Here is a 23,513-nt window from a genome sequence, read left to right on the forward strand (position 1 = left end):
TGCGGGAGTAACTGCCTGCGTTATGAAAGTTTTTGCAGGCTCAGGCTTACCTGATGTTGATCGTCGGCAATAAACAGGTCGCCGTCACTGATGGTCATAGTCAGTTCCATGTTACGCGTCACCATCGGTGTCAGCGCCTGGATCTCTTCCCAGTTGAAGCGGTAGATCGACAGCTTCGGCAGCGCCTGTAGGCTATCTTTGTTCTTCTCCCACCAGATGTCGGTTTCGCTGCCGTAGGCATATAGAGATACCTCAGGCGCCCGGCTGATTCCCTTGCGGATACGATCCGCCGATGCCTGGCCAACCTCAATCCAGTGATCAACACTGCCATCCGGACGGATAATCCACAGGTCCGGTTCATCAGTGGCTGACAGACCACGGCTGAACTGCAGGCCCTGGTCCTGATTCAGCCCGTACACCAGCAAGCGCACCATCATCCGCTCGGGTGTCTCCGATGGGTGCAACGCGATCGTCAGCTTGCATTGCTGGTAGTTGTTGCGGTCCATATCAACCAGGTTCAGGTCCACTTTGTAGATGGTCGGCTTCAGCGCCATAGCGGCAGGCTTCCTGTAGGCAAAAATCGAAAGACGGCATTATACGTTAAGCCGCCTGATCAGGTATCGCAGTGACGCGATAAATTGCGCTAGAATTGCCCTCTTATCTGCCCAATCCAGCCTGCCGGAGAGACGATGGAACTCAAGCACCTTGCCATTCGTGAGTTGTTAAAAGAAGCCGACGAAGAAACAGCAAAGATCAGCGATAAGGGCGGTATCATGGATACCGACAACAGCATGATCCACAACCTGTTCGAGTCACTGCTCAACGCCTTTGAGCGCCGTTCCTCCCTGACTCACGGTTCGTTTAACCAGGAAAACGAAGAGGGTTACCCGTTTATCTCCTCTTTTGAAAAATTCCTGGTTAATGAAGAAGCCCCTGAGAACTTCGAGCAACTGGTAGAAGCCGGTATGTCCCAGCTGGCAGCGGCCATCGCAGCCCCTTCCGCCCGCTCGGCAACCGGCGGCTACGTGATCTTTGCCGTGTACGGCAGTGACCGTGCCGACTATCTGCTGGCCGCCCTGGTGCGTGACCGCAGCAGCATCGCCCTGAATGACAGCCTGCAACCAACCGAAGTGATTGAGGTTAACCTGGAGCAGCTGCACCAGGCCGCACGTATCAACATCACCACCTTCAAACAGGGTAAAGACAGTTACCTGAGTTTTATCGGCAGTAAGCAGAAGGGCGAGATCACCCACTACTTCTCCACCGCCTTTGGTTGCACCGATGTAACACCGTCACGTAAATCCACCGGCGAGCTGATCAAGGCGGCCAAAGATTTCTGCAGCCAGCACGATCTGGGCGAAAAGAAGGAGGAGATCGTTGAAGACGTGGTGAGCTACCTGGAGCGTCAGCGCTCTGAAAAACAGACCGCCAACCTGAACGATATCGAGAATCTGTTTGATGCCTACATTCCACCGGAGCAGGCGGAAACCATGGCAGGCACCTTTGGTACGTTCGCCAACGGCGGGCCGTACAATGTCAGCCACGAGTTCCAGCCGCACACCAGTACGATCAATCGCTTCTCCAAACTCAAAGCGAAGGCGGACAACTGGCAGCTGGATTTCACCAAGAAAGCGCTGGGTCCTGCGCAATCCGGCAAGGATATCGAGTTTGATGAGGCCAGCGGCACCCTGACGCTGAAGCGCCTGCCAAGCAAAGTGCTCGACCAGATTCGCGCCACACTGGAAGAGGAAAACGGCTAACACATTCCAACCGATCTACGTCGCAGGGGTGCATTGCAATAAAAGTGCACCCTTGCCGACATATCCTTGTCACATTCTCCCGCCAGACTATGTGCAATTCACAGCAGCCATACAGCAGTTCACGGTCTGCCGATCTGAATTGTGCAACGCACAAAAAGATATTGACTCGATCAATTTTTCGCCTACAATAAATTCCAATTGTGCATCGCAATATACTTACGGAGAAGATAAAGATGAACGCACCTGTAGACTTCCAGAAGCCTTTCGAAGCAGTTAAAACCCTGATGAACATCCAGGCTGACGCTATCACCAAATCTGTTGAACAGCAGAAAAAATCCGGTGAACAGCTGGCTGAGTTCTTCAAAACTGAAGCTGAAAAAGCTAAAGAGCTGAAAACTCCAGAAGACGTAATCAAGTACAACATGGACGCTAACAAAGCACTGTTCGAACTGATGAAAGCTCAGGGCGAAGCGTTCACTGCGATTGCGACTGAAGCACGCGAAGCTGCTATGGCTGAAGTGTCTAACCTGACTAAGTAATCTCAGTCAGTTAGAACCGGGAAACCCCGCCGACTGGACGTCGCCGGGGTTTTCTTATGTCTGGACCATGCCTCCTGCCAGACTAACAGCCTCTCCATTCCAGGCCACACCACACCGTATATTCCAGTCATTGCAAAATACTCAGAATATTTTTTGTGCACTGCACAAAAAAGTGTTGACTGTACGATTTTTCACCAGTAATATGGCCCCATATTCAATTTTGCACTGCAACAAAATTATTGGAGCATCGATCATGACTAACCCAGTAGACTTCCAGAAGCCATTCGAAGCAGTTAAAACCCTGATGACTATTCAGGCTGACGCTATCTCCAAATCTGTTGCTCAGCAGCAGAAAACTGGCGAAGAGCTGACTAACTTCTTCAAATCCGAAGCTGAAAAAGCTAAAAACCTGAAAACTCCTGAAGAAGTAATCGCATTCAACGTAGAAGCGAACACTGCACTGTTCGAACTGCTGAAAGCACAGGGCGAAGCGTTCACTGCAATCGCTACTGAAGCTCGCGAAGCTGCTATCGCTGAAGTTTCTAACATCGCTAAGTAATAGCGCCTGTTAGATCTTCCGGGAAAACCCCGCCAACTTCTGGTTGCCGGGGTTTTCTTTTGTCTTCAGAACGCCTCCACGCCTTACTCCTCCAGTACCCGCAGCAAAGCGCTTAAGCCTTTATCCAGCGCGACCCGCTCATCCTCGCTCAACGGTTCCAGCATAGAGGTCATATTTGCAGTGTGTGCTTCCACTGCTCTATCAATCAGCGCCAGGCCTTCAGCGGTTAGCTGCACCAAATTACTGCGGGCATCCTCCGGATTGGCAATCCGTTCCACCAGCCCCGCTGATTCCAGCCGCTGCATACGATGGGTCATAGTGCCCGACGTCACCATCAAGGCGGAAAACAGCGCTGTGGGTGCCAGACAATAAGGCGCCCCCGAGCGCCTCAGCGTTGCCAGTACATCAAACTCCCAACCGCTCATATTGAATTCGTTAAACACTTGCTCCAGTCGGCGCTGCAGCAAAGCACTACCGCGCTTCATGCGGCCAACAGTTCCCATCGCCGTTACATCTAAGTCCGGACGTTCACGTGCCCACTGTTTCAGTATCAGGTCGACCGCGTCTTTGCGCTGATTCTCATCCATTTATGCATCTCACTGTTCGCACAATGCGTTCAAATTTATCTTGATATTAAGATAAACACCTGCAAGACTCTAATTTATCTTGAAGTTAAGATAAATATTATGGAGCTCCCATCATGGGTTACACCACGATCTACAATATGCTGCTCACCGCTCTGGCACCCATCATCTGGGGATCGACTTATATCGTGACCACAGAGTTGCTGCCACCGGATCGTCCATTTACGGCTGCATTGATCCGCACGTTACCCGCCGGATTGATACTGATCCTGTTCACCACCCGTTATGTGCGTCAGGTGAATTGGTGGCGTATCTCGGTGTTGTCTGCCCTGAATATCAGCGTATTCCAGGCGCTGCTGTTTATCGCCGCCTACCGGCTCCCGGGTGGATTGGCCGCTGTGCTGGGCGCTATCCAACCGTTATTGGTAATGGCTCTTGTCTGGGCATGTGACCGTCATGCTCCCTCCCCATGGGCGGTCTTTGCCGGCGTCATTGGCGTGATCGGGATGGCAGCGTTGCTCCTTTCGCCAGATAGCCTGCTTGATCCCGTTGGTGCACTGGCCGCGATTGCAGGTGCCGCGTGCATGGCAGCTGGCACCTATCTGTCGCAACGCTGGAAAAGCGATCTACCGGTGATGGCCAACACCGGTTGGCAGCTATTGATCGGCGGATTGATGTTGTTGCCAGTGGCCATGCAGGTAGATCCACCACTGCCGACACTGGGCATGAAACACCTGATTGGCTACGGCTACCTGACCCTGATCGGCGCACTGCTTTCATACGCGCTGTGGTTTCGGGGTCTGCGCTGTCTGCCGCCGGTTGCCGTGTCTTCCCTTGCCCTGCTCAGCCCACTCAGCGCTGCAGTACTTGGCTGGCTATTGCTCGGCGAGAGCCTTACCGGTATTGCGCTGTTGGGCTTTGTCACCGTGCTGATCAGCGTGGTTCTGGTGCAGTGGAGCGCAACCCAACCACAGCGCCCAGAACAACCGACTCACTCATTTCGCAAACCTTAATCCACCTCTCAGTAAGGAGAACGCTTATGTCTTTCACTGCCAATCCAGTTACACCAATTCTTGAAGCCCGTACCTCCACCACCCGTTATCGGGCAGGCATGCCCGTCACAAACGACCAGATCATCGAACTCGTGCGCTGCGCCACGCTGGCACCATCCGCGTATAACCTGCAAAACTGGCGCTTTATTGCCGTGGTGTCCGATGCAGCAAAAGCCCGCCTGTGCGAAGCGGCCTACGGTCAGCAGCAGGTTAAGGATGCAGGTGTGACCTTTATCGTTTGCGGCACAACCGATGCACACAAATCGTTGGCTAACGCACTGCAGGCATCTGTTGATGCTGAGATTATCAGTCCCCAGGTACAAACAAGTTGGGTCGATGCCGCAACCGCATCGCATCAGGACAACGCTCAGTTACAGCGGGATGAGGCGTTCCGTTCCGCATCCCTGGCGGCGATGACATTGATGATCAGCGCGCAGGGGATGGGCCTGGCCAGTGGCGCAATGAGTGGATTTGATGAGAATGCACTGCGTCAGGCATTTGAGCTGTCTGAACAGGAACTACCGGTGATGCTGGTGACCGTAGGGCATGGTGCGGAAAACAACTGGCCACAGAAATGCAGGCTCCCGGTTGAGACGGTACTGCGCTTTGCGTAACAACGTTTGCTGCGGACACAAAAAAGGCGGAGCTGGTTAATGTCCAGGTCCGCCTTTTTCTTCAGAGGGCTGATCAGGCTGCGTCGTGCATGTTGCTGCCGTTTTCGATCAGCGCTTGGTGCAGCGCGATGATCGCCTGCTCGTAGTCTTCTTCGTTGACGATGCACTGCATCTCTACCTGACGGATAGACTGGTGCAGCGCCTGTACGCTGATACCGGCATCAGCCAGTGCAGTCACGGTGCGTGCCAGAATACCTTTCACCTTCATGTGAGAGCCGATCGCGGAAACAATCGCCAGGTTGTGCAGCTGAACCGCACCTTCCGGGTACTTGTCTTCGATCAGACGGGTCGCGCGGTTCACCATCTTCAGGGAACCAGCCACGTAGTAGGTGATGCTGTTCGCATCCGCGTCTTTGTTCACTACGTACAGCTTCAGCTGACGCAGCAGCGTGGAGATCTCGATGTCGTAACCCGCATCACCCAGCATCTCCTGGTCGAAGATCTCGATCCCAAAGACATCCTTGCGACCCGCAACGATCTCAACACGAGGCAGTTCGCTGCGGTAATCCTGGCTGATCAGGGTACCTTCGTCTTCAGGCTGGAATGCGTTCTTGATACGCAGTTGAACACCACAACGGCGCAGACCTTTAGCGGCTTTCGGGTGGATCGCTTCCATACCCAGGTTAGACAACTGATCCGCTACGTCATAGTTGGTACGGCCAATGGTCACCACGTTGTCCGGACCGACCAGCATCGGGTCAGCGGAGCTCAGGTGGTATTCCTTGTGGATAATTGCTTCGTTCGCACCGGTCACGGTTGCAATCGCGCTGAAGGTCATCTCGCTGTAACCACGGTCGAAGGTATTCATCAGACCTTCTTCACAGTGGGTGTAACCGGTCGCAATCACCAGCTCTTTGTCGAATTCGATACCATCGAACTGCTTCGCAACCATCTCTTCGAATGGCAGCGGAGTCGCCATGTGCCAACCCGTCAGGTCAACAAAACGTGCATTTACGCCAGCTTTACGCAATGCCAGTACAGAGTTGTAGGCACTGTGGGCTTCACCGATGGATGCCAGCATCTCACGTACCTTCATCAGGTGCTCTTCCAGCTGGAAGTGGCCGTAAGAGCAGAGGTGATGCAGGCTCTTCATGCAGTCGCGCACATCGTTCAGACGCTCCGCAACGAAGTTGTTGGCTGCAGTCAGCTCGTATTCACTGCCTTCGAACAGTTCAGCGTTGATCTCCTGCATGTTGACCTGCAGTTTGTTCAGCGCTTCAACCCAGGCTTCCTCGCTCTCTGCATTGGCAAAGCGCGCGTATACGCCTGGCTCACCTGTTTTCTTGTGTTCCAGCAGCTGGTTGGTAATACCGCCGTATGCAGACACCACAAAAATTCGGTTATACAGCTGATCTTCACTACGGTTACCGATCAGAATAGTGTCCATCAATTCCTGGAAGCGGCTCATGGACGTGCCGCCGATCTTTTCGACTGTATGCATACTTAACTTCGGTTTCTCAGTTACTGCCGTTGGGGTTTCGCACTGTGAGTGAGCATAAACCTGCCCCGCTCTGAGGCGTTCGCTAGATATTCATCCCACCCGGTCGCGAAAATACGGAAAAATGTGGCGCGAAATTATACACCAAAAGTATGAATATGTGAGCAGTCGCCCATTAACCTATTGGCTAATAGCTGTATTTTGCTCTGAGGACTGGATCAGCTTTTGCCGGCGGAAGGCCCAACCACCCGGTTACGCCCTTCGTTTTTTGCCCAGTAAAGGCGTTCATCGGTGCGGTGCATCAGGTCTGCGTAGGACTCACCTTTACGCAGCTGAGAGACACCAAAGCTGGCGGTCACCGCACGGTCGAGACCAAAGCTCTCGGTTTCGACCTGTAGGCGCAGACGCTCGGCAACATCCGTTGCCAAATCACCATCGGTTTCGGTAACGATCAGCATAAACTCCTCGCCACCGATACGCGCCAGGTAATCGTAGCTGCGTACGTACTGACCGACACTGCGTACAAACTGCTGCAACACACGATCGCCGGTTGGATGGCCGTAGGTATCGTTGATCAGCTTAAAATGGTCGATATCGAAAACAATCAGCGAAAGCGGCGAACCTGAGCGGTGGGAGCGGCGCACTTCGTTGATCAGGATCTCAAGAGAGCGACGGCGGTTCAGCACACCGGTGAGCGAGTCGGTCCCCGCCTGAGATACCAATGTCTCGATCTCCCGCTTACGCCGCAGTGCGAACACCAACAAATACAGCGGCAGGATAAACATCAGGCTAAATACCAGGTCAGCCAGGTGCAGGCCTTCAAAGCTGTCCAGGAAGCCAAAGACGCGATTCGCTGCATCAAACTCGATGTTCAGCAGAATGATTCCAAGGAACAGGGGGCTGCAAAACAACAGCTCTTTCCAGAGCCGCCTTTGCTTAAGAAATCGGTGACTGTTCAAACGCTCATTTAACCTCTAACTGCGTGCCAAGCCTTTATAATTTGGCACTCCAGGCCCTGTTCCCAAACAATATTGTAGCGCGATTATCCCTAAATCTAAAACTTATGGGGGTCCTGTCCCGACAGATGCATCCCTCTTGTCGGCAGCCAAAACCAAATCCATAGTGCCTAAAGTGAACTGCGTCTGAAATTGACTTCCATCAAACGCCGGATCTCGTGTTTCCGCTACTGTGACCCCGCTAATTCATCCATACCGGAGTCCTAATATGAGCAGCCTGCCTCTCACAAACATCCCAAGCGTGATGCTTGATTTCATGAACGACGATCACCGTGAAGCAACCCTGATGACCAACAAGCTGCACACCCTGGTTTTGGACGCGCAGGAAGTTGAAGGTTTCGACCGTTCCTTAATCACCGCAGCACTGACCGAAATCTACAACCACGACAAGGAACACTTCGCCCGTGAAGAGGCGGAAATGGAACGCACCGGTTTCCCGGCATACGGCTGCCATAAAGGTGAGCACGAGCGTGTGTTGAACGAGTTGCAGGATGTACTAAACGCCTGGCAAGACGGCATGGCCCCAGAAGCTCTGGAAACCTACCTGAGCGAAACCATGGTTCCGTGGTTTATCAACCACATCAATACCATGGATACAGTGACTGCAATGTTTGTTTCGCGACAAGGTTAAAAATTTTTAACGCAATTACGAAACTGATTCACACATTCATTAATTCCAGCGTCTAAACTAATTTATAAGGAGGATTAAACGACGCTCTTGTCTATTTTTTGCGCTGTTTAAACTCTGATCTGAACGAATTTTATCCGCGTATATTGCAATATACTGATATTTAGTTATAAAGTTCGTTCTCCTCTATTTATCAGGAGCCTGGCTAAACCGTGCAAGCACCTTGTTTGCTATGCGGTTTCATCCGGGAGAAGGGACTACAATTAATAAGCCCAAGTACCTGACTTTCTATTCCAATCATGTATCTTGAGCTTGTTTGAAGTAATAAGGACGTCCTGTTCATCCGTTTGGTTGTGAATAAAGCGCTTTATGATAAACGACGAAATCAGTCAGAAACTGATGCCACTTTCCCTGGAACAATTGGACCAGGTTCAAAAAAAACTGGAAGAATTGGTAGCCGAGAAAAAGGAAGCCAAAAAACGCGCCAGTCGCTTTCCGCCGGTCGCCACTGATCTCGACTCCCTGGCGTCCATGCAGGATCTGGATCTGAGCGGTCTGATGCGTGAAATTTCGCGTCGCTGAACCGTTCTCCAGCCTCGATATAGCTACACCCATATAGGTGCCGTACACGCCTGCACAGGGTTCCGTTTTTGCGGATTTAATGCCACGACTCTGGTATGCTCCAGCTCTATCCTGTGTCCAGTGTGACACCCCACAATTACAGAGAAGATAGTCAGCACCATGAGTAAGTATTGGAGCGAGGCGGTCAACAGCCTCACCCCTTATGTACCCGGTGAACAGCCAAAAGACACTGGGATCACTAAGTTAAACACCAACGAGAACCCGTATCCGCCTTCACCAAAGGCTGAAGCGGCGATTCGCGAGTTCCCGATGGATCGACTGCGTCTGTACTCCGACCCGGACTGCGGCGCGCTGAAACAGGCGCTGGCTGATCATTTCTCTGTCGACAAACATAACGTCTTTGTTGGTAACGGCTCTGACGAAGTACTGGCACTGACGTTTATGGCGTTTTTCCGTCAGCCGCGTCCGCTGCTGCTGCCGGAGACTACCTACAGTTTCTACGATGTGTACTGCAACCTGTACGACATCGAATACAAGCAGATTCCGCTGCGTAATGACTTCAGCATCGACCTGAACGATTACAACGAGCCGAACGCCGGTATTATCTTCGCCAACCCGAACGCCCCAACCGGTCGCGCCCTGGAGCTGAGCGAGATCGAAGCGCTGCTGCAGCGAAACACCGAATCTCTGGTGGTGGTTGACGAAGCGTACGTGGATTTCGGCGCCGACAGCGCTGTTGAACTGACCCGTCGTTACGACAACGTACTGGTGATCCAGACCTTCTCCAAATCCCGCTCCCTTGCAGGCATGCGTGTGGGTTACGCGATCGGTCACGAAGATCTGATCGCAGGTCTGGAGCGCGTGAAGAACAGCTTCAACTCTTACCCACTGGATATGCTGGCGATCGCCTCTTCCGTGGCGGCGATTGAAGACGATGCCTACTTCCGCGAAACCACGCAGAAGATTATCGAAACCCGTGACTGGACCGAGAACGCACTGGCTGAGCTGGGCTTTATTACCACGCCATCCAAGACCAACTTTGTGTTCACCACCCACCGTTACGTGGAAGCGGCAGAGCTGATGGGTTTCCTGCGTGCCAATAAGATTCTGGTACGCCACTTCAGCAAGCCAGGCATCGACAACCACCTGCGTATCACCATCGGTACCCAGGAAGAGATGCAACTGCTGATCGATACCCTGAAGCAGCACCCGGACATCGTTTCGATGGGCTGATACCCACCGGATATCGAAACCTCAGGCAACAGCTATTGCCTGAGGTTTACCTTCTAATCTCCTTCCCGTTTGAACTTTCTGCGTTACGTCGACTGCGCAGCCACTCACACTGCAACTCCCCCTTCCGATTCAGCTTGTAACGCTCGAGATCGGCCGCCATACACAGATTACCGCTGTACAACGTTTTTGCCTCCTCACGCAGGTCTTCCACCGACAACCCTTTCTGCTCACCGGTTACCGGGTTGATCGCGGGCACGTCCAGGTAACGCGGACTGAAATGGGTCAGGATCAAGTGTGGCAGTCCGGCGCGTTCGGCAAATTCAGCAACCTGTGCGGCGGTACTGTGCTGTGGTTCCGGTCCCACTTTGGCGGCAACCTCCACTGTATATGTGGATTCATGCACCAGCAGATCCGCCCCTTCACAAAGCGCTTCCATCAACTCTGGCTTGTCATTGTCACCGCCGACCACAACCACCCGTCCCTTGCGAGAAGGCTCTGAATAGAGCTGACCGTCCAGGGTTCGGCCATCCTCCAGCGTGACGCTCTCCCCTTTCTGCAGCCGGTTCCACTCCGGTCCACTGGGAATGCCCTCTTGACGTAACTTATCCACCAGCAAGCGGCGCTCCACATCGGTTTCCTCGAAGCGGTAACCGTAACTCGGCACACGGTGAGATAATTTACAGCGTGTAATTCGCATCCCTAGCGCGTCCCATACCAATTCGTTATCCGCAACATCGATAAAACGCAGCTCGTAATCCAGGCTCAGTTCGGCGAACTGCATCATCGCCTGCAAAAACGACTCAAGTGCCTTAGGGCCGATCAACGTCAGCGGTTCGGTACGCCCCGACAGCTGGGCCGATGCCAGCATGCCTGGCAGGCCATAGCAGTGATCGCCGTGCATATGGGTAATCAGCACCGCACGCAGTTTCAGTAGGGAAAGCGGCGCCTTGAGCAGTCGGTGCTGGGTCCCCTCTCCACAGTCCACCAGATACCACTCCCGCTTTCGCTCCGGTCCAACCGCAATCGCGCTGACATTCCGACTGCGTGTAGGCGTACCGGAGGAGGTACCTAAAAACGTAATCTGCATCGTGACTGCTCTCCCTTTCCTCTCCCAACCTTTAGCTTTCGCCCGATCCAGACGTCAGATCCACACAATACTGCTTCGGTGGTTTACCCAACGCCTTACGGAACATCGCCACAAACGCACTGGGGCTGCGGTACCCCAAGATCAGTGCCACTTCCGTCACACCTTTACCCTCACCCAGCAGCTTAACTGCCTCCTGTAAACGCAGCTGCTGGCGCCACTGGCCAAAGCTCAGACCGGTCTCGCGCAGAAACAGCCTGCCCAGTGTACGTCCACTGGCCCCCACATCCGCAGCCCACTCCTCCAGGCCGCGGCTGTCCGCTGGGTTGTCCCGCAGCATCGACATCACCCGCACCACCCGCCGATCCTGCGCCAAGGGCAGGTAGAGGGACGAAGGTTCTAGCGCCTGCAGCTCGTCACCAATCACCGCCATTAACCGTGCCGCAGGGCTGTCCGGCAGGTAATCACGACCATGACTGATTGCCCGGATAATCAACTCGCGCAGGAAAGGGGAAACCTCCAGCACACTGCACTGGGTCGGCAGCGCATCAAACTGCCGTTGATCGATAAACAGGTGATGCACCTCTGCCGGTGACACTGCGATCACCTGATGCTCCATATCACCCGGTACCCACACCGCCTGCGTCGGCGGAATCACCCAGGTGCCATCGGCTGTGTTCACCCGCAGCACGCCCGCTTTCGCGTAAGCCAACTGAGCTCGTGGGTGGGTATGCAGAATTACCTCTTCATTCCCTTGCATGACGCCACACATGCCCAGAATCGGCCGCAACGGATCGTCGATGCAACCAATACCGCTGGGTGGTGTTTTTGTCTGTTTCACTACATTACCTGTCCATTTATCGTATGCGTACCTTTCCATTAAGGCGCAGAATGGACACCTTAGCAACACAATTACGAGTTACGATAATGCCCAAGCTCATTACCGCGATACTGACACTCTTGTGTGGTTTGCTTTTGATTATCCTGCAGCCCGCCGGTCTGACGTTGCAGCAAGCCACAGGCGCTGCACTGGTGCTATTCGCCATCTTGTTCTGGGCAGCAGCGATCCTGCCAGATTACCTTACAGCGCTGATCTTTATGCTGGCGGCGATCTTGTTTGCAGTCGCTCCACCTGAAATCGTGTTTGCCGGGTTCAGTTCCGCAGCAATGTGGCTGATCTTTTCCGGCTTGGTATTTGGTATGGCGATCAACAGTACCGGTCTGGGACAGCGCATCGCCAGTACACTTAGCCATCAGGTTGACGGCAGCTACGTGCGCCTGATCAGTGGCATTGTGATCGCATCGGTAATGGTGGGCTTTGTAATGCCCTCCTCCCTTGGCCGTGCCGTACTGCTGATTCCCATTGTGATGGCGCTGGCGGACAACTGTGGTTTCAAGGCGGGCAGCAAAGGCCGCACCGGTACTGCACTGGCAGGCGCGTTGGGCTGCCACGTACCCACCTTTGCCGTACTGCCTGCCAACGTCCCTAACATGGTGTTTATCGGCGCTGCTGAAACCATCCAGGGCGTCACGCCGGGCTACGCCGAATACCTGTTCCTGCACTTCCCGGTATTAGGCCTACTGAAAGCAGCACTGATCATCGGCCTGATTCTGTTGCTCTTTCCTGATTCGCCTCAACATCAGCCAAGGCACGCCGAGCCGGTTACCGGCAACGGTGGGCAGCGCAAGCTGATCATTGTCTTAGGTGTAACTCTGGTTCTCTGGTTTACCGACTCACTGCACCAGATCTCTCCCGCCTGGGTAGGCCTGAGTGCTGCACTCTTTCTGCTGATGCCAGGAGTGGGCCTGGTGGACACCAAAACCTTCAACGAAAAGATGAATTTCAACCTGATGGTGTATTTGGCAGGGATTCTGGCGCTAGGCACAGTCATCAATACCACTGGGTTGGGTGCCATCATGGCCAATGCGTTCAACAGCTGGGTGCCGCTGAATCCGGACCATCCAGCGCTGAACTTTGCCTCCCTCTCCGGCTCAGCGATTCTTACCGCACTGGTAGCCACGCTGCCGGGTGTGCCAGCGGTACTAACCCCCTTTGCCGACCAGATGGCGGACAAAAGCGGTATGACACTGGAAGCGGTGCTGATGACCCAGGTGCTGGGATTCTCCACCATCTTGATGCCGTATCAATCCGCGCCATTGGTTGTTGCGATGCATCTGGCCAAGGAACCTCTGCGCCATGCGATCCGTTTCTGCCTGATCTCCGGTGCACTGACTATCCTGATCCTGCTGCCACTGGACTACCTGTGGTGGCAACTGCTGGGCTGGATCTGATTGGTCCTGCCTACGGAATCTACCCAGCTTTATTGGGTAAAAATGTGATACAGAAAATTGCATATTTTTCTGCTGCGGTTGAACACAAAGGGGCGTACAATCGGCGCCCTTTCACGCATTGCCCGGATTTTTTATGCCAACGAATACCGCCCAACAAGGACTGTTGTACGCCCTGATCGCCTATGGCCTCTGGGGCTTTTTCCCGCTGTTTTTCAAGCAGGTAACCGACCTGCCCGAGCTGGAAGTGCTCGCCCATCGCGTGATCTGGGCCTGTGTATTTACCGGCGTGGTGCTGACATTAATGCGCAGCTGGAAGACAACGGTTACCCACCTGAAAAACATACGGGTGTGGGCCGCACTGACCTTCTCAGCCCTGCTAATTGCCATAAACTGGGGTGTGTTTATCTATGCCGTGGGCGAAGGCCAGGTACTGGCGTCCAGCCTGGGTTACTTCCTCACGCCGTTGGTCAACGTGTTACTTGGTACGCTGGTACTGGGTGAGAAACAGGATAAGTTCCGCAAATTCGCGCTGGTGCTGGCAACGGTAGGCGTACTCTGGCAGATCATCGCCCTCGGCGAACTGCCATGGATCTCCCTGGTGTTGGCCAGCACCTTTGGTGTGTACGGCTTGGTGCGCAAACAAGCACCTGTGGATACCCTGTCGGGTCTGCTGATCGAAACCCTGGTTTTGTGTCCGATTGCGTTTGCCTACTGGTACTGGCTCTTGGATACGGGACAGGATCACTTTATGGAAAGCAGCTTTGATGCTGGTCGTCTGGTCGCGATGGGTATCCTGACCTCGGTACCACTGCTGGCATTTGCTGCAGCAGCCCAGCGCCTTAGTCTGACAGTAGTCGGTTTCCTGACCTACATGGCACCAACCTGCCACTTCCTGCTGGCGGTGTTCTTGTATAACGAGCCGTTTGGTACCCACCAGCTGATCAGCTTCGCCCTGATCTGGGCAGCATTGGTGGTATTCAGCGGAGGGGCGTTGTTCAACAAGGGAAATGAAGCGCAGAAAAAAGCCGGTTGATGTTTCCACCGACCGGCCTTTAAGCCTGAACTCTGTATGGGAAGGTTTCGACTTAGATGTCGTCACCTTCCGCGCGGTTACCGCCACTCTGTGCCGCAACCGCCAAATTGTCTTCCGCACGATCCAGCATCTTCGCAGCCGTATCTTCAACACCGTTAAGTGTTGCCGCACCAATACTCACGGAGAAGGAGATTTCACCGCCTTCTACCGGGATACGCATCTCACCGGCCAGGTTAATAATACGCTGTGCCGCCAGTAGCGCCTGCTCACGGTTGGTTTCCGGTAGGAACAGTGCCAACTGATCGTCGGCGATACGCGCCAGGAAGTCCGCGGTACGCTTGGTTGCCTCCAGGGTCTGCACCAGTTGCTGCAGGATCTGATCACCCGCATCCCAGCCGTACTTGTTATTGATGGCAGTCAGACCGTCCACGTCGATCGCCAGAATCGAGCAGATCCAGTCGTAACGTTGTGCCTGCGCCACAGCCTGCTCAACCACCGGCATCAATGTGCGGCGGTTGTAGGCGCCGGTCAGCATATCGCGCTGGGACTGACCACCGGAGCGGCGGGACAAACGCTTCTGCTCGCTCACGTCACGCAATACCATCACCCAACCATTACCGGACTGGGCAATGATCAGCCGGAACCAAAGCGCTTCGGAAAGGCCTGCATCTTTCAGCAGCGGCGCACTGTCCGGTCGGATCAACTGCTCCATCTGCTGCGCACCATCGGTTGCGGCCTTATCCAACACATTACTCAGCGAGGCAACGACAGATTCCGGAATTACTTCACTAGCGTTGTGTCCCAGCAGAATCATCGGGTTCATCCACTCATTGGTACCAACCGAGTAGCTGATCACCTCAGCTTTCTCGTTGAGGAAAAGCACCGATTCTTCCAGGGTAGAGATCAACGCATCCAACTGGGTTACTGCGAGGCTGCTGTCAACAGACATCCGAACACTCCGTCATCTATACGAATAAATCATTAGTGGGAAGTTATAGCACAATTTGTGGTGTTTTGAGTTGCAGCATTCTTTATCTGACAAAACTCAGGATATACTGCGCTCCATGAACATTCTCAAGACCTTCACACTTGTTGCCCTGCTGTGTGTAAACAGTGCCTGGGGCAATTCAGCGGAGCAGTTTGATCCGGCGCTACGCGATGCGCTGAAGAAAAGCTTTGCCACCGCGGACAGCTTTGAAGACCGCTATGTGGCGGAGGTCTGGCTGGTAGATATGGGTGGACGTATCCGCAATTACGTGAAGGATGACCTGGAACGGGTTGAGATCCTGCGCTACGCCCATGCCGAAGCCCAACGCCACGAGTTACCCATCGATCTGGTTCTCGGGCTGATCCACACCGAAAGCCTGTTCAACCGTTTTGCGATCTCCAGGGCGGGCGCACAAGGCCTGATGCAGGTAATGCCGTTCTGGAAAAACGAGATCGGTCGTCCCAACGACAACCTCACCAACATCAAAACCAACCTGCGCTACGGTTGTACCATCCTGAAACACTACCTGAAAGTGGCCAAGGGCGATTGGACTGAAGCACTGGCCCGTTACAACGGCTCCTACGGTAAAACCTGGTATCCGGAACGGGTCTATAAAAACCAAAAACGGTACAGGGAGTAGCTGTACCGCTTGTAAAAGCGAGAAAGGGATTCAGGTTCAGATGACCCGGAAATCCACCAATTCGTCGGAGACTTCAACCTCTTCGGATTTTACCTCTGCCACATTGGCCAGTTCAGGCCCCTGGCTCAACCACGCTTCCACGTGACGTACAGCTTTCTCTTCACCCTGCAGCATAACCTCAACGTTGCCGTCGCTCAGGTTGCGCACCCAACCAACTAAGCCGGCGCGTTCCGCTTCTTCCAATGTGGACTGACGGTACCAAACACCCTGCACCCGTCCGGTCACCCATGCGTGTATACAGATTGTTGCCATATTCTTAATTACCTCACCTCGTCTGCGCTGTTGTCCCCTGCGCTTTTATCGCTACGTTGCGCCGCGTAACTGTCCTGTTCAGCGTCAGAAAATAACGCTTCCAGCGAAATATTCAATGCATCTTTCCGCTGGTTGCTCACCTGCCCCAGGCGCTGGTTCAGGTCGCGCTCCCATGCAGAAATTGATTCGGCCACCGGCGCATCCGGCAGCGGCCAGGGCAGCAGGTTGTTCAATTCATCCAAGGAGATACGCCCTGCATCGCGGCTCAGCAGGTAGTCTCCCCGGTCGCTGCGGCTGATGATCTGACCTTCCAGCAAGATCTGCACGTACTGATCCCAACGCCCCTGGTCCAGTCCCGGCACCTCTTTCAGCAGCACACGGTCCGGCACAGCCTCGCCTTTTTCTTGCGCCTGCCAGAGGCGATGCACCACCGCCACCATGATATGCAGTTCCGATACACCACTGGCATTGTCGAGACGACGGTATACAGTCAGACTGCGGGTTAACTCACAGCCCAGCAGAATGATAATCCAGGAGATAAAGATCCAGAGCAGGAACAGCGGCACCGCGGCAAATGCACCATAGATCAGCTCGTAGGAGGGAAACTGGGTGACAAACAGGGCAAATCCACGTTTCGCGGTTTCGAACAGGATCGCCACCACCAGTCCGCCGTAAAAAGCATTTTTGATCGGTACGCGACAATTAGGCACCGCCGCATACAGCAAGGTAAACGCAGCGGCAGAGAGAATCATCGGCAGGATCGACAGCAAACGCGCTCGCCCCACCAGCTCAGTGGCTTCCGTAATCACCGAGATCGATGCGATGTAAGAGGTCACACCCAGACCAAGACCGATCAGCACCGGTCCAAGACTCAGTACAGCCCAGTAGAGCAGAAAGCTGGAGAGCCCCTTACGCGGTTCTGATACCCGCCAAACCCGGTTAAAGGCCGCCTCGATATTTTTCATCATCATGATGGCGGTCACGGCCAGCACCGCCACCCCCACCGCGGTCAGCTGGCGGGCCTGATTGGCGAAGTTGCTCAGGTAATCCTGCACCACAGCACCGGTGGTCGGTACAAAGTTACTGAACACCCAACTCTGCAGCTCTTCCCCCACTCCCTGGAAGGAAGGGACAGCTGCAAGCACCGCGTAAGAAACGGTCATCAACGGGACCACCGCAAACAGGGTGGTATAGGTGAGCGCGGAGGCATTCAACACGCCCTGATTGGCAATGAATTGGCGGAACAGATAGGCCAAAAAGCGAAATGCCGGTTTATCTAACAACTGACGCATGACGTTTCCTTTGTCGCGGGAGATCAGACGTATACAATACAGGGCTTAAACCCAACATCGCATTAATTATAAATCGGTATTGCATAATGAGTGACGTGACTATTTACCACAACCCACGCTGTTCCAAATCCCGCCAGACACTGGCTCTGCTGGAAGAACAGGGTATCGAACCTCAGATCGTTAAGTACCTGGAAGACACCCCAAATGCTGATGAGCTGAAAGCAGTACTGGCGAAGCTGGGCATCTCTGCACGCGACCTGCTGCGTAAGAAAGAAGCTGAATACAAAGAAGCAGGCCTGGACAACGACGGCCTGAGCGATGATGAAGTGATCGCTAAGATGATCGAATTCCCAAAACTGATCGAGCGTCCAATCGTTGTTAAAGGCGACGCAGCGCGCATCGGTCGTCCACCGGAGTCCGTTCTGGAGATCCTGTAAGTGTCATCACCTTACGTTCTGGTTCTGTACTACAGCCGCCACGGTGCTACGCGCACCCTGGCGCAACATATCGCCCGTGGCGTTGAGCAGGCGGGTATTGAAGCACGCCTGCGCACGGTGCCAGCCATCTCCACCGTGTGTGAAAGTACAGAGCCGGCGGTGCCGGACGAAGGCGCGCCCTATTGCACCGAAGCCGATCTGGCCAACTGCGCAGGCTTGGCCCTGGGCAGCCCGACCCGCTTTGGCAACATGGCCGCCCCGATGAAGTATTTCATCGACGGCACCAGTTCGATCTGGCTCTCCGGTAAGCTGATCAACAAACCTGCGAGTGTGTTTACCTCCAGTTCCAGTATCCATGGCGGCCAGGAAACCACCCTGCTGAGCATGATGCTGCCATTGATGCATCAAGGCATGGTGATCGCAGGCCTGCCGTACAGCGAAAGCGAGCTGCTCTCCACCCAGAGCGGTGGCACACCGTACGGTGCGACCCACGTTGCAGGTCGGGACAACAGCAACACACCGGATGAAACCGAATTAAGCCTCTGTCGCGCACAGGGCAAACGTCTGGGCGAACTGGCCCTGAAACTGTTGGAGCAATAATTTCCATGGCTGAAGACTACCGCCTGAAAGCGCGCCTGAGCCGTTACATCACCGTTGCATCGTACTTCGCACTGCTTGCCCTGTTTGTACTGTGGCACTTTGTGCTGGTACCTGTACCGGACGCAAATCCACTGACCATCGTGCTGGTGAAAAGCGCACTGCTGCTGGCCTTCCTGCCAACCATCATCAGCGGCAATCCACGCAACCATGACTGGCTCTGCTTTGTACTGATGCCGTATTTCATGGTGGCTGTGATCGACGCCAGCATTCCAGGCACCTTCGCCGTAGGCACCGCATCCTGCATCCTGATCGGCATCCTGTTTACCAGTGCCATGATGTACGCCCGCTGGCAGAGCCGTTACAACAAACAGCTAAACAACCAGTAAGATGCTGCGCGATCAATTTCCGATTCTGGCGCAGCAGGTCGGCGGCCAGCCACTGACCTATCTGGATAACGCCGCCACCACACAAAAACCGCAGGCGGTAATTGATGCGGTGGCACAGTACTACCAAACCACCAACGCCAACGTTCACCGTGCCTCTCACCATCTGAGTGCCGAAGCCACCCTGCGCTTTGAACAGGCACGGGAGAAGCTGGCCCGGTATCTGAACGCGGCAAACAGCCGTGAGATCATCTGGACCCGCGGCACCACCGAAGCGATCAATCTGGTGGCGAACAGCTGGGGCTTGAGCAAGCTGAACTTTGGTGACGAGATCATCCTCAGCACGCTGGAACACCACGCCAACATTGTGCCCTGGCAGATGGTCGCCGAGCGCACCGGTGCCGTGATCAAGGTGATCCCGTTGCTGGAAAACGGTGATCTGGACCTGGATGCCTACCGCAACCTGCTGGGTGAAAAAACCAAGCTGGTCGCAGTCGGTCACGCCAGCAACACACTGGGTACCATCAATCCGGTGAAAGAGATCACTGCTGCAGCTAAAGCTGTGGGTGCAACCGTGCTAATCGACGGCGCACAGGCCCTGCCCCACTTCACCGTGGATGTGCAGGATCTGGGTTGTGACTTTTACGTGTTCTCCGGCCACAAGATGTTTGCGCCAACCGGTATCGGTGTGTTGTGGGGCCGTGAGTCAATTCTGGAGGTGATGCCGCCGTGGCAAGGCGGCGGCGAGATGATCGCCCAGGTCAGCTTCAGCGGCACCACCTACAACCAGCTGCCGTTCAAGTTTGAAGCGGGTACGCCAAACATCTCCGGTGTGTTGGGTTTGAGTGCCGCCGTTGATTGGTTGTCTCTGCAGGATCGTACTGCACTGGATAACCATGAGCAGGCGCTTTTCCAGCACGCACTGGAATGCTGTGCGACGATTCCCGGTTTTATTCGCATCGGTGCGCCAGAGAAAAGTGTGAGCCTGGTCTCCTTCCAGCTGGATCAACACCACCAGCAGGATATCGGTCTGCAGCTGGACCAGATGGGTATCGCTGTACGTACCGGCCATCACTGCGCCATGCCACTGATGCAGGCACTGGGACTGAACGGCACCACACGCGCCTCCTTCGCCTTCTACAACACCATGGAAGAGGTGGAGCGTTTTGCTACGGCACTGGACCAGATCGCCCGTGAAGATCAGGTACAAGTGGCGGTCGCGGCGGTGGAAGAGGACGATCCGGCCTTCAGCCAGTCTCCTTACGGTACCGAGATCAGCGCAGACGATCTGCTCGCCAAACTTGGCCCGATGAAGGACTGGAACAGCCGCTACCGCGAACTGATGCTGCTGGGCAAACAGCTGCCGAAACTGGCCGACAAATTTAAATCCGACGATAACCGGGTACAGGGCTGTGAAAGCCAAACCTGGCTGGCCTATAAAAAAGACAGCAACGGCATTTACCATTTCCTTGCTGACTCCGACGCCCGGGTTATTCGTGGACTGATTGCGTTAGTCCTCGCCGCGTTTAACCACAAAAGCGCAGAAGAAATTAACGCCTTTGATATCAACAACTACTTTGATCAACTGGATCTGCAACGCCACCTGAGCCCTTCCCGGGGTAACGGCCTGCGTGCAATCGTTGAGAAAATCCGGCAGATTGCTGCCGACGCTAATTAACAGGAGCCTCAATGAGCAACTTTACCGATGTATCCTTCCTGAACACCGTTTTTGGTAACGAAAAAGGTGACTTCAGCAATCCAAAATGGGAAAAGGCAGCGAAACAACTGCACCTGATTCAGGAAGAGATGGCTGAGTTGGTTGAAGGTATCGAAAACAAAGATATCACCGAAGTACGCGACGCCATTGCTGACGTGCTGGTTACCACCTACGGCATGGCGCACATCCTGGGTATCGACGCCGACGCAGACATGGCTGCGGTACAGGAGAGTAACCTGTCCAAGCTGTGCAAAACCGAAGAAGAGATCAACGCAACACTGGCCTACTACGGCGAAGAGATAGGCATCGAAGTGTACGCCGGTGGCGAGCTGCCAGAAGCGTTCATCAAGTCATCTAAAGACCAGGAAGGCAAAGACGGTAAATTCTACCCTGCCCACAAGTTCCTGAAGAACACCAACTGGCACGAGCCTAAGCTGGGCTAAGTAAGCCGGGTTAAGCAGTACCAAGCACTATAAAAAAAGGGCCTATCAAAAAGGCCCTTTTTTGTATCCGGGAACCACGCCACGATCTAAATCAAACGTTTAAATTATCCGCCGTTGACTACAACAAATAATCCACGTTAAGTTTGTGTGACATAAAGAGAAATTCATACAAATTCAGAGAATGTTAAGAAAACCTCAATATTCGATCCGTATGATTTTCGCTCGGCATTTTTGATGCCACCGAAGGGTTAAAGGCTGCTGACAAAGATCAGCGATAAAGAGATGCCCGAGTATACGGGCAGAAAATAATACATAAATAAACTGGATGTCCTCCATGAGTGGTTATGTCGGTACAACGAAGTACAACTATCGACGCCTGAATGGCTTGGGGTTTATTGTCTGCGCTGGGGCAATAGCCTTCACTACAGCGTATCTACAGGAGCACCTGGCTCAAGAGCCCTGCCTTCTTTGTGCTCTCACCCGTTTAATCACCCTGACCATCGCCTCGATCTTCCTTCTCGCATTTCTGCACAACCCCGGCTCCATCGGCCAACGCATCTACGGATTTGTCGGCTTCCTGCTTACCCTCACCGGCATCTCTGCCACGTTGAAACATGTCTGGATTCAGGCACAGCTGATCAACAGCTCCACCGTCGCAAATTGCGAAGTTAACGTCAGCCAGGTCTTTGATACAATGCCAACAGTTGAAACACTGTCCGCAATCTTTCAAGGAGCCAGCGAGTGCCACGTAAGCCAATGGACCTTTTTGGGACTAAGCATTCCAGAACAGGCGCTGATTCTGTTCTCAATCCTGCTGATCATTACATGGAAGCTGATCAGAAAACGTCGCCAACCACGCGATCTGTTCCGCTGATTGCGGCGCTGCTGCTCGGCAGCGCCCTGCCTACTTACGCTAACGACACCGTATGCCGCGAAGGACTGGACGCGGACAAAGATCCCTGGACAGCCAACTTCTACCTCGATAACGACCTGTTTACGAATACCGACCGTAACTACACCAACGGTATTCGTGTTTCATTGGTCTCCCCAAACGTAGATAACTTTCTGACCGACGACTGTTTGCCCGAGTGGGTACTGGGTGTGAACCAATACCTGCCGTTTCTGGATGCCGACGCCAGCGGTGAGGACGGTATTCAGCGTAACGTTGTTATCACCTTTGGCCAGCAGATCTACACACCAACAGACCTGAACCGTACCACGGTAGACCCCAACGACCGCCCTTACGCGGGCTGGTTATATACCGGTCTGGCATACCAGAGTCGTAATGAAGAAGTACTGCGTACCACGCAGCTGAACCTGGGTATTGTGGGTCCGGCAGCATTGGGCCAGGAAGCACAGGACTTTATCCACGACCTACGTGGCTTTGACAAAGTCCAGGGCTGGGATAACCAGCTGGAAAACGAGTTGGGCCTGCAGCTGGTGCATGAGATGAAGTACCGCTTTGCACCAGAACCGCTCACCGGCGTACTCGCCTACGACACTATCTTCCATATGGGGGGTAGCTTGGGTAACGTGGCGACTTACGCCAACGCTGGTGCCGAATTCCGACTTGGCTGGCGCTTGCCGGACGACTTCGGTTCCTCCGCCTTGCGTCCAGGTGGTGACAACAGTGCCCCCGGTCCGAAAGATGCCCGCTACGCCAGCTCCAGCCGTAACAATAGCCTGGGTGCCCATCTGTTCGTTGCTGCCGATGGCCGATACGTGTTGCACGACATCTTTCTCGACGGCAACACCTTCTCCGACAGCCACTCCATCGACAAAGAGCACTGGGTGGGAGAAGTTACCGTGGGTTGGGCCGTGTTGTACCGTGGCGTAAAGTTCTCCTTCTCCCGAGTACACCGCAGCCGCGTATTTAAAGGCCAGCCCGAAGGCCATAACTACGGTGCAATCGCGTTGAGCTATAGCTTCGAGTTTTGATCTGATCGCCTGGTATGTGTTGGGTGTCGCCTACGGCTCGACCCAACCTACCGGGATACAATCGTTGGTTGGGTCGAGCGCAAGCGACACCCAACACCACTTCTGTAGCAGTGGTCTCCGACCGCGACATATCCAACACTCCGAACCATGTCGCCCTCGGAGCGGGCTGCTTGTATCTCTCGGTGATGGGTGGTTAGCTACCGTCCATCGCAAGGAGCCGGTGAGCCTGACGGGCTGCTAAGTCGTAAAGACTGCCATGTAGATAAGGCCCCGGCTTCTACTCTCTTAA

General features: G+C 54.2%; 27 protein-coding genes. 18 read left to right on the forward strand and 9 right to left on the reverse strand.

Annotated elements, in window-relative coordinates:
* Positions 1–20 precede the first annotated feature (20 nt).
* Positions 21–554 (reverse strand): YaeQ family protein, encoded by a 534-nt coding sequence (locus ACEQ15_RS13830; RefSeq protein ID WP_370279798.1) that lies wholly within the window; start codon positions 552–554, stop codon positions 21–23.
* Positions 555–689: 135 nt separating this feature from the next.
* Here ACEQ15_RS13830 and ACEQ15_RS13835 point away from each other — a divergent pair, with 135 nt between their 5' ends.
* The 3 genes from ACEQ15_RS13835 to ACEQ15_RS13845 all read left to right on the forward strand — a co-directional run bounded on the left by ACEQ15_RS13835 (position 690) and on the right by ACEQ15_RS13845 (position 2,858).
* A complete protein-coding gene (locus ACEQ15_RS13835; protein WP_370279799.1) occupies positions 690–1,760 on the forward strand; it encodes a nucleoid-associated protein in 1,071 nt (356 codons plus the stop codon).
* 233 nt (positions 1,761–1,993) lie between these two features.
* Positions 1,994–2,299, forward strand: a complete 306-nt coding sequence (locus tag ACEQ15_RS13840; RefSeq protein WP_370279800.1) for a hypothetical protein — start codon at positions 1,994–1,996, stop codon at positions 2,297–2,299.
* 253 nt (positions 2,300–2,552) lie between these two features.
* Entirely contained in the window at positions 2,553–2,858 is a 306-nt protein-coding gene (locus ACEQ15_RS13845) for a hypothetical protein (protein ID WP_370279801.1), read from the forward strand.
* 83 nt (positions 2,859–2,941) lie between these two features.
* Here the strand turns inward: ACEQ15_RS13845 and ACEQ15_RS13850 are convergent, their stop codons facing one another.
* Positions 2,942–3,445, reverse strand: coding sequence for a MarR family winged helix-turn-helix transcriptional regulator (locus ACEQ15_RS13850; protein WP_370279802.1), 504 nt, complete (start codon positions 3,443–3,445; stop codon positions 2,942–2,944).
* 113 nt (positions 3,446–3,558) lie between these two features.
* Here ACEQ15_RS13850 and ACEQ15_RS13855 point away from each other — a divergent pair, with 113 nt between their 5' ends.
* Positions 3,559–4,455, forward strand: a complete 897-nt coding sequence (locus ACEQ15_RS13855; RefSeq protein ID WP_370279803.1) for an EamA family transporter — start codon at positions 3,559–3,561, stop codon at positions 4,453–4,455.
* A 26-nt stretch (positions 4,456–4,481) separates the two neighbouring features.
* On the forward strand, positions 4,482–5,108 hold the full coding sequence (locus tag ACEQ15_RS13860; RefSeq protein ID WP_370279804.1) for a nitroreductase family protein: 627 nt from the start codon (positions 4,482–4,484) through the stop codon (positions 5,106–5,108).
* 73 nt (positions 5,109–5,181) lie between these two features.
* Here ACEQ15_RS13860 and ACEQ15_RS13865 read toward each other — a convergent pair whose 3' ends face one another.
* Positions 5,182–6,609, reverse strand: a complete 1,428-nt coding sequence (locus tag ACEQ15_RS13865; protein ID WP_370279805.1) for an aspartate kinase — start codon at positions 6,607–6,609, stop codon at positions 5,182–5,184.
* A gap of 215 nt (positions 6,610–6,824) precedes the next feature.
* Complete coding sequence (locus ACEQ15_RS13870) at positions 6,825–7,517, reverse strand: GGDEF domain-containing protein (RefSeq protein WP_370279806.1); 693 nt, start codon at positions 7,515–7,517, stop codon at positions 6,825–6,827.
* Positions 7,518–7,830: 313 nt separating this feature from the next.
* Here ACEQ15_RS13870 and ACEQ15_RS13875 point away from each other — a divergent pair, with 313 nt between their 5' ends.
* The 3 genes from ACEQ15_RS13875 (at position 7,831) to hisC (ending at position 10,065) form a co-directional block, all read left to right on the forward strand.
* Entirely contained in the window at positions 7,831–8,253 is a 423-nt protein-coding gene (locus ACEQ15_RS13875) for a bacteriohemerythrin (RefSeq protein ID WP_370279807.1), read from the forward strand.
* Positions 8,254–8,619: 366 nt separating this feature from the next.
* Complete coding sequence (locus ACEQ15_RS13880; protein ID WP_282355999.1) at positions 8,620–8,832, forward strand: hypothetical protein; 213 nt, start codon at positions 8,620–8,622, stop codon at positions 8,830–8,832.
* Positions 8,833–8,991: 159 nt separating this feature from the next.
* A complete protein-coding gene (gene hisC, locus ACEQ15_RS13885; RefSeq protein WP_370279808.1) occupies positions 8,992–10,065 on the forward strand; it encodes a histidinol-phosphate transaminase in 1,074 nt (357 codons plus the stop codon).
* A 46-nt stretch (positions 10,066–10,111) separates the two neighbouring features.
* Here hisC and ACEQ15_RS13890 read toward each other — a convergent pair whose 3' ends face one another.
* Both ACEQ15_RS13890 and ACEQ15_RS13895 read right to left on the reverse strand, forming a co-directional pair.
* Positions 10,112–11,152, reverse strand: a complete 1,041-nt coding sequence (locus tag ACEQ15_RS13890; protein ID WP_370279809.1) for a ribonuclease Z — start codon at positions 11,150–11,152, stop codon at positions 10,112–10,114.
* A gap of 31 nt (positions 11,153–11,183) precedes the next feature.
* Positions 11,184–11,990, reverse strand: a complete 807-nt coding sequence (locus tag ACEQ15_RS13895) for a helix-turn-helix domain-containing protein (RefSeq protein WP_370279810.1) — start codon at positions 11,988–11,990, stop codon at positions 11,184–11,186.
* An 86-nt stretch (positions 11,991–12,076) separates the two neighbouring features.
* Between ACEQ15_RS13895 and ACEQ15_RS13900 the strand changes: the two genes are divergently transcribed.
* Together ACEQ15_RS13900 and rarD are read left to right on the forward strand one after the other, a co-directional pair.
* The gene (locus tag ACEQ15_RS13900; protein ID WP_370279811.1) at positions 12,077–13,441 is read left to right on the forward strand and encodes an SLC13 family permease; all 1,365 of its coding nucleotides are present in this window, start codon (positions 12,077–12,079) and stop codon (positions 13,439–13,441) included.
* 133 nt (positions 13,442–13,574) lie between these two features.
* Complete coding sequence (gene rarD / locus ACEQ15_RS13905; RefSeq protein WP_370279812.1) at positions 13,575–14,474, forward strand: EamA family transporter RarD; 900 nt, start codon at positions 13,575–13,577, stop codon at positions 14,472–14,474.
* A gap of 52 nt (positions 14,475–14,526) precedes the next feature.
* Here the strand turns inward: rarD and ACEQ15_RS13910 are convergent, their stop codons facing one another.
* Positions 14,527–15,423, reverse strand: coding sequence for a diguanylate cyclase (locus ACEQ15_RS13910; RefSeq protein ID WP_370279813.1), 897 nt, complete (start codon positions 15,421–15,423; stop codon positions 14,527–14,529).
* Positions 15,424–15,538: 115 nt separating this feature from the next.
* On the opposite strand from ACEQ15_RS13910, the gene ACEQ15_RS13915 reads away from it, so the two are divergent.
* Complete coding sequence (locus ACEQ15_RS13915; protein ID WP_370279814.1) at positions 15,539–16,102, forward strand: lytic transglycosylase domain-containing protein; 564 nt, start codon at positions 15,539–15,541, stop codon at positions 16,100–16,102.
* 36 nt (positions 16,103–16,138) lie between these two features.
* Here ACEQ15_RS13915 and ACEQ15_RS13920 read toward each other — a convergent pair whose 3' ends face one another.
* Together ACEQ15_RS13920 and ACEQ15_RS13925 are read right to left on the reverse strand one after the other, a co-directional pair.
* Positions 16,139–16,414: an acylphosphatase gene (locus tag ACEQ15_RS13920; RefSeq protein WP_370279815.1), complete on the reverse strand. Its 276-nt coding sequence runs from the start codon at positions 16,412–16,414 to the stop codon at positions 16,139–16,141.
* An 8-nt stretch (positions 16,415–16,422) separates the two neighbouring features.
* Complete coding sequence (locus tag ACEQ15_RS13925; RefSeq protein ID WP_370279816.1) at positions 16,423–17,706, reverse strand: YihY family inner membrane protein; 1,284 nt, start codon at positions 17,704–17,706, stop codon at positions 16,423–16,425.
* An 86-nt stretch (positions 17,707–17,792) separates the two neighbouring features.
* Here ACEQ15_RS13925 and arsC point away from each other — a divergent pair, with 86 nt between their 5' ends.
* The 7 genes from arsC (at position 17,793) to ACEQ15_RS13960 (ending at position 23,224) form a co-directional block, all read left to right on the forward strand.
* Complete coding sequence (gene arsC / locus ACEQ15_RS13930) at positions 17,793–18,143, forward strand: arsenate reductase (glutaredoxin) (RefSeq protein ID WP_370279817.1); 351 nt, start codon at positions 17,793–17,795, stop codon at positions 18,141–18,143.
* Complete coding sequence (wrbA, locus tag ACEQ15_RS13935) at positions 18,144–18,743, forward strand: NAD(P)H:quinone oxidoreductase (RefSeq protein WP_370279818.1); 600 nt, start codon at positions 18,144–18,146, stop codon at positions 18,741–18,743.
* Positions 18,744–18,748: 5 nt separating this feature from the next.
* The gene (locus tag ACEQ15_RS13940; RefSeq protein ID WP_370279819.1) at positions 18,749–19,129 is read left to right on the forward strand and encodes a DUF2069 domain-containing protein; all 381 of its coding nucleotides are present in this window, start codon (positions 18,749–18,751) and stop codon (positions 19,127–19,129) included.
* A 1-nt stretch (position 19,130) separates the two neighbouring features.
* Positions 19,131–20,804, forward strand: a complete 1,674-nt coding sequence (csdE, locus tag ACEQ15_RS13945) for a cysteine desulfurase sulfur acceptor subunit CsdE (RefSeq protein ID WP_370279820.1) — start codon at positions 19,131–19,133, stop codon at positions 20,802–20,804.
* An 11-nt stretch (positions 20,805–20,815) separates the two neighbouring features.
* A complete protein-coding gene (locus ACEQ15_RS13950) occupies positions 20,816–21,286 on the forward strand; it encodes a nucleoside triphosphate pyrophosphohydrolase family protein (protein ID WP_370279821.1) in 471 nt (156 codons plus the stop codon).
* Positions 21,287–21,620: 334 nt separating this feature from the next.
* Positions 21,621–22,160 (forward strand): disulfide bond formation protein B, encoded by a 540-nt coding sequence (locus ACEQ15_RS13955; RefSeq protein WP_370279822.1) that lies wholly within the window; start codon positions 21,621–21,623, stop codon positions 22,158–22,160.
* Positions 22,112–23,224: a lipid A deacylase LpxR family protein gene (locus ACEQ15_RS13960; protein WP_370279823.1), complete on the forward strand. Its 1,113-nt coding sequence runs from the start codon at positions 22,112–22,114 to the stop codon at positions 23,222–23,224. Before ACEQ15_RS13955 ends, ACEQ15_RS13960 begins: the two co-directional genes overlap by 49 nt.
* Positions 23,225–23,513 lie beyond the last annotated feature (289 nt).

Origin of the sequence: Pontibacterium sp. (genome assembly GCF_964228735.1) — a bacterium.
Lineage (GTDB): Bacteria > Pseudomonadota > Gammaproteobacteria > Pseudomonadales > Balneatricaceae > Pontibacterium.